Source organism: Helicobacter bilis ATCC 51630, from assembly GCF_000686565.1.
Classification (GTDB): domain Bacteria; phylum Campylobacterota; class Campylobacteria; order Campylobacterales; family Helicobacteraceae; genus Helicobacter_A; species Helicobacter_A bilis.
In genome coordinates, this window is the sequence record NZ_JMKW01000006.1 from 65,642 (window position 1) to 79,548 (window position 13,907).

The window sequence follows — 13,907 nt, forward strand, 5'->3', positions numbered from 1 at the left end:
GATATAAAGTTATGTATAACTATAACAAAATTACAGCTTTTTATAAAATGTATGTTTCACTCTAATGTAAAATTTTTGTAAAATATTAGTGAAATGATATAATGATAACTTTTTTATACTAAAATAAAAGCTTTATTTTTTGAGATTTATTACTTTTTCTATGGATAAATTCAATATTTTAGAGTAGCAGATTAAGGCACAACACAAAGGGAGAATGAGTGCAGACAACGCAGGGTTTTCTACGAAAATATATGTATGTGATTGGCTTTTTTTGTGTGTATCACATATCACTTTTTGCACAAACTTTTGAGTTGCAAGATTTTGTAAAAGCTATTGATAAAAATGCAATTTCATTAATCGATAATAAAGCACAATTTGAAAGTATGCTGGCTGAGAGAAGATCAAGTATTGCATGGGAATATCCTACAATAGAGGCAAGTGGAAACACAGCGAAAGACACCAATAAATCTGGGGTAGAATGGGATATGGCAATCGTTGCTAAACCAAAACTCTGGTGGGTAAATGCCCTTTTAAAACAAAGCTTGCAAGCAAAAGGGGAGCAATATCAAAAGACACATAATCTGCTTAGAAATCTTAACTTTATCAATGCAAAACGCATTTATCTTACCTATGTGGCTACAAAAGAGAAATATCGCTATTATCTTAAAAGGGAAGAAAACTTTTTAAAGCTACTTCATATCGCAAAAAAAAGGCTAGAGGGCGGGAGTATCAGTAGAAAAGATTATGTAAGCTTTGAGGTGGCTTATCTAGATTCTACTCTGGCGAGTGTAGCGGTGAGAAATGAGCTGTTAGAGTTACAAAAAAATCTTTTTATGTTTATGGGTTTAGATAAACAGCATTACGCACATATCTCAACAAATAAAGATAATACAAATATGCTATATGCTATTGAAAAGGAATTGCATAGCATAGAAAATATAGAAAATGATGATAGCGATACAAAGCATAATGAGATTATTATAAAGGGTTTAGAGTTTCAATTTATCGACATGCAGCAGAGTTTGCTAGACCAAAAGATTCAATCTTCACTTTATACTGAAATACTAGATTCTCAAACAAAAGAATACAAATCTCTAGCAAAGTATGAGGGACAGAATCTATGGGGAAATTTAGAGGTAGGCATAGGGATTAATCACTCACTCTCAAGCTATAATCCATCTTTGCAGACTACGATTCCCCTACCTGTTACAAGGAAACAATCGCATTTAAAAGCAAAATATATGGCTTTAGAATCTGGAGCGTTAGCAAAGACAAATATTACAAAAAAGCAAATTGCTATTAAAGCAAAAGCATATCTGCAAGAATTAGCCCTGCAAAGAAAATACATTGACATTGCAAAGCAAAACACACAAGCAAAGCAGCATTTAGCAGAGCTTAATCGCTTGGGCTATGAGGCACAGCAGGTTACTCTTTTTGAGTATATCACACAAGAAAACGCATTTGTAGATTCACAAATTGCCCTTGTCAATTCACAGATAAAATACATTGATATAGTTGCACTCTTAGAAGAGACTTTAGGCGAGAGTTTCACAAAAATAGATTAAAAAGATGAAAGGAAAAGCCATGATACAAGCAAACTTTTATAAAACTTTACAGAATCTTTTTATGTTGTTTGGCATATTTTTTATACCGCTTTATGCGGATACAGCAAAATATGAAGCGATAAGCTTAAAAGATTCTGAAATGAAGGCAATGGGCGTTGGAATCTTTACCATTAAAAACACTTCAAATGAAGGGGGTGTGCCTTTCTCTGCAGTGGTAGATTTTGATGATAAAGATGGCTATACGCAAAATTCAAGCCTTGAAGTTGTCGTGGTAAATCTCTATAAAAGGGCTGGTGAGAGTGTGAAAAAGGGAGAGCCTATTGTAGAGATTAGCTCAAATGCTTTGAGTGAGCTTTACTTTTCACTGCAAAATACTCGCAGTAGATTCCAAATCGCACAAGAAGTAGAAAGGAAAGATAAAGACTTATTACGGCAAGGGGTCATCTCACAAAGAGCGTATCAAACAAGCTATCTTACTATGAATGAGCTTCGCTTGAAAATGAATGAAATCCGATCATCTTTTAATATCTTTGGTATTAATCCAGATAATCCACGCGGGCAATATGGCTTTCTTGTTCGCGCTAGTGGTAGCGGGACACTAAGCGTTGTGCCAACACAGATTGGACAAAAGATTCCAGCTTTTACGCCTTATATAAGGATAGCAAAGCCTGATAATGACAATGTGCTTTTACGCATAAGAGTGCCGCAAAATAGGCTTAAAAGCGTGCAGCAGGGATTCTCTGTATTTAATGATAAGGGTGATAAAATAGGCATAATTGAGAGTATTTCAAGTGTTATTGATAAGCAGACAAATACCATTAGTGCGGTAGCAAGAGTGGAGGCAAAGGGCTTTAAAGTCGGTGAGATAGTAGAGATTTATGTAGCAGGGTCAGTGGGTGGTAGTGCGGTTGTGATACCTAATGATTGCTGGATTAAATATGATAATGACTATCTTGCATTTATTCAAGTAGAGAATGGGTTTCAACCAACTACTATAAATATTTTGGAAGAGAGAGATGGTGCAGCTGTGGTAGAGGGAGATGGATTAAAAGTTGGCACAAAAGTGGCAAAAGGCTCACTTGTTTTACTTAAAGGTGTTATGGCTGGACTAGGTGAAGATGGGAGTGATGGCAATGGTCATTAATTGTATAGCAGGATTTGCCAAGATTTTTTTGCTTAATACTTCAGTGTATATATAAGGGAGTGGCTGGATATGCTTACAAAAATCATTGAATTTTCTTTGCGACAAAAGATTATCGTTACAATCCTTGCATGTCTTTTACTCGCCTATGGTGTGTTTAGCTTTGTGAGAATCCCAATCGATGCTTTCCCTGATGTAAGCTCTACGCAAGTAAAAATCATTATGAAAATGCCCGGGGCTTCCCCTGAAGAAGTAGAAAATCGTGTCGTGCGACCTTTAGAGCTTGAACTGCTAGGATTACAAGGGCAGACTTCACTAAGAAGCACAAGTAAATATGCCATTGCTGATATTACCATTAACTTTGAAGATTCTGTAAATATGAATATCGCAAGGCAAATGGTGAGTGAGAGATTAAGCACTGCTATGTCTGAATTACCAGCAGGTGTGAGTGGTGGTTTAGCCCCGATTGTAACGCCTTTGAGTGATATGTATATGTTTACCATTGAAGGCAATATTACAGAAACTGAAAAAAGGCAGCTGCTTGACTTTACTATCCGCCCAGCCCTAAGAAGTATTAAGGGTGTAGCCGATGTGAGTAGCTATGGCGGCTTTGCAAAGGCTTATGTTGTGATTCCAGATTTTCATGATATGGCAAAGCTTGGCATTTCTATATCAGAGTTAGAATCTGCTCTGCGTGAGAATCTAAAAAATGATGGTGCAGGGATAATCAATCGCCCCGGTGAAATGTATCTTGTAAAAATTGAAAGTGCAGCAAAAAACATTAAAGACATTGAAAATATATCAATGCCTACGCAAAATGGCTATGTGCGGATAAAAGACTTCGCTCAAGTGGTAGAAAATCATCGCACAAGACTAGGCTTTGTAACAATAGATGGCGAGAGAGAAACGACTGAAGGAATCGTGCTAGGATTAAGAGGGGCAAACTCTAAAAATACCATTGAAATGGTAAAAAAAAAGCTTGATGAAATTCGGGCTAATCTCCCTCCAGATGTGCAGATAAATACTTTCTACAATCGATCTGATTTAACGCAAAAGGCAGTAGATGCCGTGATTAAAGTCCTTGCAGAAGCCATTGTGCTTATTGTTATTGTTTTATTTTTATTCTTAGGGGATTTGCGTGCGGCTGTTGCTGTGAGTGTTATTTTACCTCTTGCTTTATCTGTTGCCTTTGCGTTAATGGAGAAAAATGGCTTAAGTGCGAATTTAATGAGTTTAGGTGGGCTTATAATCGCTGTTGGAATCTTAGTGGATTCGGCGGTTGTTGTGGTAGAAAATGCCTTTGAGAGATTAAGCCATGAGCAAAATCTAACAAAGATTCACACAATCTATCGTGCTTCAAAAGAGATAGCCCCATCTGTTGTAAGTGGGATTATTATTATTATCGTATTTTTTGTGCCTATTCTCACTTTAGAGGGCTTAGAGGGGAAAATGTTTGTGCCTTTGGGAGAAACTATTGTGTATGCTCTTATTGGCTCACTTATACTCTCAATCACGGTTATTCCTGTTATGTGTTCGTTTGTATTAAAGTCAAAGCCACATAAAGAAACGATTTTATTGCGTGGGATTGAGTATTTATATCACCCTATGCTTAAGTTTTGCTTAAATAATGGTCGCATTGTAATGATTGGCTCGCTTGTATTTCTTGTGTTTGCTTTCTCACTTTTTCCTTATATTGGTAAGGCTTTCATGCCGACACTTGATGAGGGCGATATTGTATTAACCATTGAGACGACACCATCGACTTCTATTGATGAATCGCGTGATATTTTACTTAGAATCACAAAAGAAATTAAAGATTCTGTCCCTGAGATTAAAACCATCATTACGCGTGCTGGTGCTGATGAGTTAGGACTTGATTTAGCTGGATTCTATCAATCAGATTCTTTTATTATCTTAAAACCAAAAGATGAGTGGGAAGCAAAAAACAAAAAGGAAATAATTGATAAAATACATAATGCTGTAAAAGATTTTAAAGGTGTTACATTTATCGTAACCCAGCCCATTGACATGCGTATTAGCGAAATGGTAACAGGTGTGCGTGGTGATGTAGCCATTAAGATTTTTGGATCTGATATTGATGAGTTAAATAGCTTAAGCACACAAATCGCTGATATATTAAAGGATATAAGGGGTAGTAAGGAAGTCTATACCGCATTGAATAAAGGGGTAAATTACTTCTATGTAACGCCACAGCGAGAGAAAATGGCACGAACAAATATTAGCGTTGAAGAGTTTTCAAAATTTATGAAAAGCTCATTAGAGGGCTTATTTATCGATTATATACCGCAAGGCTTTGCAAGGACACCTGTGCTTATCCGTCAATCAAGCGATATTGCTTATGATGTATCAAAGTTTCAAGGCTTAGAGTTAAGCTCTGAAGATGACTTGGTTGTGCCTATTAACTCTGTCGCAGAGATTAGGGCGGTTGATGGTCCCATTAGCATTATGAGAGAGCAAAGCAGTCGTGTGGGCGTCGTAAGAAGTAATGTTGAAGATAGGGATTTAGGTGGCTTTGTAGAAGAAGCTATGGCAAGAATTAGTGCGGAAGTAAAACTGCCCGATGGTTATAGCCTCACTTATGGTGGGCAGTTTGAAAACCAGCAAAGGGCAAACGCGCGCTTTAGCACTGTTATCCCACTAAGCATTTTAGTCATCTTTTTTATTCTATTCTTTACATTCCGCTCTATTACGCTTTCACTTATGATTCTATTAAACATTCCATTTGCAGTAACAGGCGGCTTAATATCTTTATATCTATCAGGTGAATACATGTCAGTACCAGCGAGTGTAGGCTTTATCGCATTGTTTGGTATTGCCGTGTTAAATGGGCTTGTTATGGTAGGCTATTTTGTCCAGCTTATTAAAAAGGGACACAGCATTGATGAGGCAGTAGAAATGGGGGCAAAAAGAAGACTTAGACCGGTCTTAATGACGGCAAGTATTGCAGCACTTGGACTTGTGCCTATGCTTATTGGCGGTGGTGTTGGCAGTGAAGTCCAAAAGCCCTTAGCAGTCGTTGTGCTTGGCGGACTTGCCACTTCAACAGCACTCACACTGCTTATTTTACCGCCAACATTTAAAATGATTGCAAAGCGGTTTAAAATCATCAGTGAGGGGTGATTGTGATGCAGTCCAATAGTCTTTTATGCTCTATTGGCAATTGATTAAAGACCTAAAAGTTTCAGCAGATTTTATGATTGCTAAAGAAAACCAATAACATAATATTTAAGTAGATATCTTGTAATTTATATGCTATGATTTAATTTTTTGTATTCAATCACAAAACTTTATGGCGATGTTGGAAAATAAAAATGACAAAAGATTCTAAAAATCTAAGTAGCGATTTACGAAATAGTGCTAGTCGCATAGCTTTATGTGTAGCTAAGGCAGAAAACTCTAGAGTGATACTTGGTGAAAGTGGAGCTGAAAAACTGAGTGGTAAAGGCGATATGCTAATCAAGCTAGATGGCACAAGCAGCCCAAAACGAGTGTTTGGTGTAAAGCTTTATTGATGATTCTATTTTACAATATTCTATGCTTTATGAAAAAAATAGAAAAATCTATCGTTTCATTTTTAAAAAGAGATTCTACGCATTACAATGCTAAGTATTATTTGGTTCTAGTTTTAATATAGAATCTGTTTGCACTGCGATTGGAATATGTTCTTTTTCTAGCCACATATCATGGCAATAATCACACGCTTTAAAGAAATCTTGTGCGTAAAACTCTACAATCCTTTGTCTAAGATTAGAATCTGAAAGATTAATAAAATCCCCTTGAAATTCTCTCAAACCTTTAAGACGAGAAAGAGAACTCGCAATGGGACATATAAACAAAGCACCATCTGGGGCAATACTTGCTTCAGATTCTATTGTCTCTTTTGTGCTATCACGCCTTATGCCTTCACTACTCATGAGACTAACGCAAGGCATCATGCATGCTTTAAAATTGCGTATGATATCCTCATTTGTGCGACCTCTCTTATAGATTTTGCCTGGATTCCACCACGATGAGTTTTTGTCTGTCCAAATTACATAGTATGGAATCTTATGGGTTTTTAGTTGATCTATAAGGCTTTCTTGCTTCAATGGGACTTTTAGATTCGGCGATCTGCTGTAATCTGATATGCAAACTATCGCATTAGGACAAGCTTTTAATGCAGCAAGGGATTTGTCATTAAAGATTCTTGTGCCATTTGTAACAATGTTAAAACTTCTTACTTTTCTTTCTCGTCCAAGATATGTAATCACTTTATCAATATCTTTAAACAATAGTGGCTCTCCACCGATAATACGAACACTATGTATAGAATCTATGGCAGCAAAAAACTTATCTAGTGATTGCTTGATGCCCTCATAAGTGCAAGTGTATTGATTTTTTGAATCAAAATATTGCATGAGATTATTGCAAGATTCACAACGCAAGGTGCATTTTGTAGTTAATACAAGCTCAATATATGGTATATCTACCTTACCAAGTTTTACGCGTTTTTTGTAATATGAACGGATAAATTTCATTGCGATATTTTCAAGTTTTTTATCTAGTTTATGCTTTTTCCATGCAACATATTGAGAGAGTGTTGAAAAGAATTGTGATGGATTCTGTTTTATATCTTTTTTAACCTGTTTGAAGCTAATGTATGAGTGTTTGCTTGATACTTCACTTCTTCTGCGTGCTTTTCCCACAAGATACATGCAGAGTGCATGTATTATGCGTTTTGGCTCTTTTTTTATTTGTTCTTTTGTTTGCTTGAATTTAAAGTGTTTGCAGTATTCCCCAAAATGATATACATTGTGCCCTATATATCGTGCTTTAAAGGTTTCTTCATCTCTATGGGGGGGGGGGGGTGATTGTTGTCATATTGTTCCTTAAATAATGATATTGCAATCGTGTTATTATAATAAAGATTTCATTATATTGCATTTTTATAGCAAAACAATAAATACACCTAATTTTGCTTTGCAAACTCGATTAGATTCTGTATTCTTTTAATACTCTCATCTTTATCTAAAATGCAAAGACATGCACCCAAATCAATGCCACCCTTTTGTCCTAAAAGCCCAAGACGCAGGGCTTGCATAAATATGCTAGGTTTTATTGCGAATGTATTTGCAATATTATTTGCATGTTCTTGTATGAGAGATTTTGTGCTATCTATGTTTAGTGTTGCATTTTGTAATTTATCTATAAATTGACTTAAGGCTTGTTCTAAAATCGCCTTAGTATCTTGTGTGAATAGCTTATTATACAAGGCTTTATCATAGCTTGCTTGTTGTGATTTATCCATGTTTTCACTCTCAAGTGTTAAGGGTGTATTAAGGATTTGTGCGATTGCATTTCTCATGCTTATAAGATCATTTACACGCGTTTTTAACTCGTTTAGAAGTATGTTTTTTCTCTCATTTGATAGAGATTCTAGAGTCTGCGTTGTCTTTTTGGCACTTTCCAAAAAAGTTTGTTTAGGGGAGTTTGCTTCTTGTGCTTCGTCATTTATGTCCAATAAACTTCTCGCACAAGAATCTGCACAACCCTTGAAATTATCTAAAAATACTTCCGCAGTGGGCGTTTTGGATTTTGTAGATTTTAGATTCTCTATATTAAGTAATTGTGCTAACTTTTCATTATCCATTGCCTTAATGTATTCTGCGTTTAGCCAATATAGCTTTGAGAAGTTACAGCCTGAAGGATTGCTATTAATCCTGTGCGGATCAAAGCATTCAATCATTTCTTGCAAACTAAAGATTTCCTTATCACCATGCCCATACCCAAGCTTAAATAAGAAATTCAGCAAAGCCTCTGGCAAGACCCCGCTATCTCTATATTCTAATACAGATAACGCCCCATCTCTTTTACTTAGCTTCTTGCCCTGCTCATTACAAATCATAGGGATATGATAGAATCTTGGTATATCAAAGCCCAATGCCTTATATACAAGTAGTTGCTTTGGCGTGTTTGAGATATGATCATCACCGCGTATAATGTCTGTAATCCCGCTTAGTGCGTCATCAATAGCAACGACAAAGTTATAAGTGGGTGTGCCATCACTGCGTAAAATCACAAAATCATCTAACTCACTTGCCTGAAAGCTAATATTGCCTTTCACACCATCTTCAAAGCTAATAACGCCCTCTAGTGGGGCTTTAATACGCACACAAGGGGTTATATCCTTTGGGACTTCACCGATAAAATCCCTGTATTTACGACTACAATTTGCATGATTTGCCCCTTTATTTTGTGTCCGCATAGCCGCTAATTCATCTTTTGTAAGATAGCAATGATAAGCATGTTTAGAATCTAAAAGCTTTTGTGCGTATTGCTGATAAATTGGTGTTCGCTCACTCTGAAAAAGCATAGGACTATCATACTCTAGCCCCACCCATTTAAATGCCTCTAAGATTCCATCAAGTGCTTCCTTGCTATTTCTCTCTGTGTCTGTATCCTCTATGCGTAATAAAAATTTACCATTTTTTGCTCTTGCGTGTAGATAGCTATATAATGCGGTGCGTAAGCCACCGATATGTAAATGCCCTGTTGGCGATGGTGCAAATCTTGTTGTAATCATATTTTCCCTTTTATGTTTGGAATCTTTTACAAATGAATCTAAAATTATAATTTATTTTTGATAAATAAGGGGGAGATAAGTGTATTTTGCGTTTATAGATAGATTCTATATCCTTAAAAAGTATTAAAGCTAATCTCTATATTTAGCTTCTAGCCCCTACATTACCTACACAGCATTAGCAACTATTATGTTAAACAAAACCTATTTATTCGCTTTTCAGTGTATTATCCCCAACGATTGGCTTAAATTCGCGTGTGATGAGATTATAGTTTAGAATCTGTCCGTTCATAATGTTGTAATACCAACCATAGATTTGCAATTCCCCGCGATTAAAACGCTCTTCTACAAATGGATAGCTTAAAAGATTATGAAGCTGTTGTTGGATATTTTGCAATTCTGTAAGCCAAATGCGTTTATGCTCACTCTCTGGCTGCATGGTTTCAACTTTGTCTATTGTTGGGTTTAAAAGCTCAAGCCATTTTTTTACATAGGGCATTTCATTTAGCATATCGTGGTTATAGACCGCCGCACATGCCCCACAATTACTATGCCCACACACAATAATATTTTTCACTTTAAGCTTACAAATAGAATATTCAATCGATGAAGTTGTAGCAAGATAGCCCTCCATCATCTCGTTATTTTCATCTTTAAATGGCGGTATTAAATTGCCAATATTTCGCACGACATAAAGCTCACCGGGCTTTGAATGCGTGAGTCTGTTTGGATCGATTCTAGAATCTACACAGGTAATAAAAAGCGTGTGTGGTTTATTTTCCTGCAAACTTTTAAAAAAGGCTTTTTCGTTATTATAATCTTCTTCATAAAATTTTATTGCACCTTGAAAGAGTTCGTTCATATCCTGCCTTAATTAAGAGTTTTTGCCTATTTGCAATTATACAAAATGTTTCTATATAATGCAATTTTTAGTTTGATTGCACAAAGAGAGATAATGATACATACTATTATACACACCATTCTTGACATTATAGAATCTTTTGGATATTTTGGCATTTTTATTTTCATGGCGATAGAATCAAGTGTGCTGCCCCTGCCTAGTGAAGTGGTGATGATACCTGCTGGTTATCTCGTGTGGGAGGGTAAGATGAATCCTATATTAGCCATTCTTGCGGGGACTTTTGGTAGCCTTGCTGGTGCATTATGTAATTATTTTATAGCCATAAAAATAGGTAGAATCTTTGTTATAAAATATGGAAAATACTTTTTTATGAAAGAAAAAAGCCTTGTTACAACAGAGAAATTTTTCAATAAGCATGGAGAGATTAGCACTTTTATAGGTCGGCTTATCCCTGTTGTAAGGCATTATATCTCTTTACCTGCGGGACTTGCGAAGATGAATTTAGTGCGTTTTAGCATTTTTACACTCATTGGGGCTGGTATTTGGGTGAGTATTTTGACGGGGTTTGGATACTGGCTTGGTGATACTTTTAGTGGGATTGATATTGATGAAATTGTGGATACATTTGGCAGGGGAGAGCTTGATTCTACACAGCAAGATATTAAGGCAAAAATGCGTCTCATTGTGGTTATGGTGCTTGGCTTTGTGTGTATATGTGCTTTGGTATATATGTGGTTTATGCGTAAGAGAAAACAGAAATAAACCTTGTCGCTGCGTTTAAATCACTCAATTTAGGCTTTGTAAGCCTTGCTTAAGAAATCTTAATACTGCATTTGAAGCTTTACACAGGATTCATTTGAATCTAAAATACGCAATCCATAATTATTCAAGATGGCAATATTTGCTTATTACCCTTAGCTTTGTGTTACACTAACGGTTTGCTTGGATTATTACACAAAAGGTAAAATATGAAAGATGTAAATATACAGGATTTTAGCGGATCTGTTGCGATATTGCAACTCGGTGATTTAGAGAATAAAGAGCGGGTAACAACATATATAAAAAGCATACCAAAACACAGCATTGTGCTTATTGGAGAATATGTTGTTGATAGCTTTTTTTCACAAGATTGGGGAATGAAGACGGAATCTTGCCTTAAGGATAAAAATAAACTTGATATATTTATGCATTTTTCAAAAAAATATGGACATACATTCATCGTGCCTTTTATACAGTATAAAAACAAGGGCTATTATAAACAAATGGCAATAATCACGCAAGATGGCTTTGCCACCTACACACAACAGCGACTGATACAATATCCACATTGGAATGAAGCAAACTTTTTTTCCAATGACACAAAAAAGCTACCCAAACTACCCATGACTTTCATGGCAAATGATATAAAGTTTGGTGTTTTATTTGGCTTTGAAGCACATTTTGATGAGTTTTGGATGGAGTTTAAGAAAGATTCTGTTGATGTTGTGTTGGTCGCAAGTGCAAGCACCTTCACTTCACAAAAGCGTTGGCAGAATCTACTCACAACACATGCTTTTACAAATTCCTGCTATGTGTTTAGGGCAAATCGCATAGGCACACATCATGCAAGCGATGGGCAAACATGGGATTTTTACGGACATAGCTTTGTGAGCTTAGGACAAGATATTATAGATTCTCTATTAAATGAAGAAGGTATGCTTTGCATAGAGATTGACAAAGCTGCCTTAGAAGCACTTAAAAAAGAATGGGGGTTTAGAGGTTAATCCATTGTGATAGTTTGGGTTTAACAAAATATTTTTATATTGTTGTAGATTATACTTTTAGCTTAAAAATTGTTGTGGTTAGAAAAACTTGAACATAAGACAAAAAATAAGCAATACGAATATGATGAAGGGGGTCGATAATCCTTTCTTTAACATTGTAACAAGTTAGAGATAGCTTGTTACAAATTCAAAACAAAGATAACTTTATGAAAGATAAGTTAGAATTGGTTTTGTTGGTTCTATCCATAATCATAGCGATTTTAGAAATTATGGATAGATTAGGTTTTATGTAGTAAGAGTATAAACTCTTTGCCCTTACAAAAAGGGAAAGGGGGTAAAACATGAAAGGATTACCATGCTTGGAATTGTAGCGATTATTTTGCAGTTTGCAGTAAATGTAGGTTTAATCTATGGAATCTATATTTTAAGAAAAAAGGTTGATAGATTAGAAAAAGGGGCAAACGATGTGGAAGCTACTTGAGAACATAAGCTTAGGTTTTTTTGTAATTACTTTATATTCTATAATGAATCTAAATCTTGAAGCTTCTGTTTTAGTTTCATTATGTTTTAGTGTTGGCGTTATGAGTATAGCAATTTATTATGAAAGGAAAAAACAATGAGTGCTTGGGATATAACAGCGATTTTGTCTGGGATTCTGTTTTTTGGTATGGCTATAAAGCTAGGTTTTGATTTAAGAAAAAGAAAGGAGCTAACAATGAGAATAACATGATACAACAACGCAAAACGAGTTAATTACTGCAGTGATTAATTTGATTGTTTCTCTAATAAGTTTGTATGTAACTCTTAAGAGATAACAATCAGGAGGGGGTAGGCTTAAAAACCTACCCTTGCATTATAGCACTTTTTTGAAAGGATAGGTTAAATGATTGGCGTTATTTTATCAATACAAGGGATTTGTATTTCTGTTTTGTGTGTGAGTGTAGTTATTCTTGCAAAAAGGGTAAAAAGGCTAGAGAAAGGAAAGACAAATGAGTAATATTAAAAGTAGCGGAAAATTTAAGAGATTAAAGGAGATATTATGACAAGCGTTCAGGTTATGGCATTTGTAGGCTTTATAGTTTTGTGTTCTGTGCCTTTAGTATTTGCATTATATGCGATTAGAGATAGGAAAACTAGAAAAAAGGGTTAGTATCTAGTGGCACTTTGAAATGAAGTAAAGTTTCTATTGTGCTATATTAAGTGATAACTCTAAAATCGATAACAACACATTGTAACAAGTTAGAGATAGCTTGTTATGAGTTCTTAAAAAGGATTAAAAATGTGAAGCGGAAAAAACGAAAGAAGCTTAAGAAAAATCTTAAGCTATTGGTTTTGGGTTTTGAAGTTGTGTCTCTAATAACTACTATACTAACAGGCTTAAAAGTATTATTAGGATACTAAAGAAAAAGCCCCTTAGGAGAGGGGCAATGCAATTTTATCATAAAAAGGGATAATATGGAACATAGTGTTGTAATACTTATATTTGTTTTTATGGTGGTGCAAAATGTTTTATATTTTTTTAATAAATATGAAATTAAAAAGTTAGGTAACGAGATTAAAGAACTCAAAGACAAGCTAGAAAAAGGAGCTAACGATGTGGAAGCTACTTGAGAATAGCGGTTTCAATCTATTTTCAAAGGAGATAGTATGAGTTTAAACGGGCAAGAAGTAGTAGCAATTATATCATGTGTAATTGCTGTTTGTATGTTAGTGAAATTGGGTTTTGACTTGAGAAAGAATAAAGGAAAAAACAATGAGCAATAACATGATACAACAACGCAAAAATGAAGTTATGGTTTTGCTTGAAAATAAAGAGATACAAGAGCGTTTATGTGCTTTATGCGGTAATGAAGCAAGTAAGGATAAGTTTAAAGCAAGTTTATTAAATATTGCATTAGATTCTAATTTATCTGCTTGTAGTATGCAAAGCATAGTAAAAGCGAGTTTAGATATAGCAGGATTGAAGCTAAATCTAAATAAGAATTTAGGTAAAGCT

11 protein-coding genes and 1 pseudogene are annotated in these 13,907 nt (G+C 35.3%); 9 read left to right on the top strand and 3 right to left on the bottom strand.

Translation table 11 applies throughout. From position 1 onward, the window contains the following. Positions 1 to 218 precede the first annotated feature (218 nt). The 4 genes from T368_RS0101960 (at position 219) to T368_RS0101975 (ending at position 6,239) form a co-directional block, all read left to right on the top strand. Entirely contained in the window at positions 219 to 1,565 is a 1,347-nt protein-coding gene (locus tag T368_RS0101960; protein WP_004084136.1) for a TolC family protein, read from the top strand. Between the two features lie 19 nt (positions 1,566 to 1,584). Continuing rightward, positions 1,585 to 2,709, top strand: a complete 1,125-nt coding sequence (locus T368_RS0101965) for an efflux RND transporter periplasmic adaptor subunit (protein ID WP_004084134.1) — start codon at positions 1,585 to 1,587, stop codon at positions 2,707 to 2,709. A 69-nt stretch (positions 2,710 to 2,778) separates the two neighbouring features. Beyond that, positions 2,779 to 5,847 (top strand): efflux RND transporter permease subunit, encoded by a 3,069-nt coding sequence (locus T368_RS0101970; protein WP_004084131.1) that lies wholly within the window; start codon positions 2,779 to 2,781, stop codon positions 5,845 to 5,847. 191 nt (positions 5,848 to 6,038) lie between these two features. After that, positions 6,039 to 6,239: a hypothetical protein gene (locus T368_RS0101975; protein WP_004084128.1), complete on the top strand. Its 201-nt coding sequence runs from the start codon at positions 6,039 to 6,041 to the stop codon at positions 6,237 to 6,239. Between the two features lie 90 nt (positions 6,240 to 6,329). Here T368_RS0101975 and T368_RS0101980 read toward each other — a convergent pair whose 3' ends face one another. The 3 genes from T368_RS0101980 to T368_RS0101990 all read right to left on the bottom strand — a co-directional run bounded on the left by T368_RS0101980 (position 6,330) and on the right by T368_RS0101990 (position 10,148). Continuing rightward, positions 6,330 to 7,421 (bottom strand): radical SAM protein, encoded by a 1,092-nt coding sequence (locus tag T368_RS0101980; RefSeq protein WP_004084126.1) that lies wholly within the window; start codon positions 7,419 to 7,421, stop codon positions 6,330 to 6,332. Positions 7,422 to 7,675: 254 nt separating this feature from the next. Next, complete coding sequence (gene gltX / locus T368_RS0101985) at positions 7,676 to 9,289, bottom strand: glutamate--tRNA ligase (RefSeq protein ID WP_004084123.1); 1,614 nt, start codon at positions 9,287 to 9,289, stop codon at positions 7,676 to 7,678. 205 nt (positions 9,290 to 9,494) lie between these two features. Continuing rightward, the gene (locus tag T368_RS0101990; protein ID WP_004084121.1) at positions 9,495 to 10,148 is read right to left on the bottom strand and encodes a carbonic anhydrase; all 654 of its coding nucleotides are present in this window, start codon (positions 10,146 to 10,148) and stop codon (positions 9,495 to 9,497) included. A 93-nt stretch (positions 10,149 to 10,241) separates the two neighbouring features. On the opposite strand from T368_RS0101990, the gene T368_RS0101995 reads away from it, so the two are divergent. From T368_RS0101995 to T368_RS0102045, 5 genes and pseudogenes are all read left to right on the top strand, one after another. Continuing rightward, complete coding sequence (locus tag T368_RS0101995; RefSeq protein WP_004084119.1) at positions 10,242 to 10,910, top strand: DedA family protein; 669 nt, start codon at positions 10,242 to 10,244, stop codon at positions 10,908 to 10,910. Between the two features lie 206 nt (positions 10,911 to 11,116). After that, positions 11,117 to 11,911 (top strand): carbon-nitrogen hydrolase family protein, encoded by a 795-nt coding sequence (locus T368_RS0102000; RefSeq protein ID WP_004084117.1) that lies wholly within the window; start codon positions 11,117 to 11,119, stop codon positions 11,909 to 11,911. Positions 11,912 to 12,266: 355 nt separating this feature from the next. Continuing rightward, positions 12,267 to 12,392 (top strand): hypothetical protein, encoded by a 126-nt coding sequence (locus T368_RS17045; RefSeq protein WP_004084111.1) that lies wholly within the window; start codon positions 12,267 to 12,269, stop codon positions 12,390 to 12,392. A gap of 974 nt (positions 12,393 to 13,366) precedes the next feature. Beyond that, positions 13,367 to 13,522 carry a hypothetical protein gene (locus tag T368_RS15280; protein WP_004084102.1) on the top strand — a complete coding sequence of 52 codons (156 nt, stop codon included), beginning with the start codon at positions 13,367 to 13,369 and terminating at the stop codon, positions 13,520 to 13,522. Between the two features lie 142 nt (positions 13,523 to 13,664). After that, positions 13,665 to 13,907: pseudogene (locus T368_RS0102045) on the top strand (recombinase RecT); the annotation flags it as partial.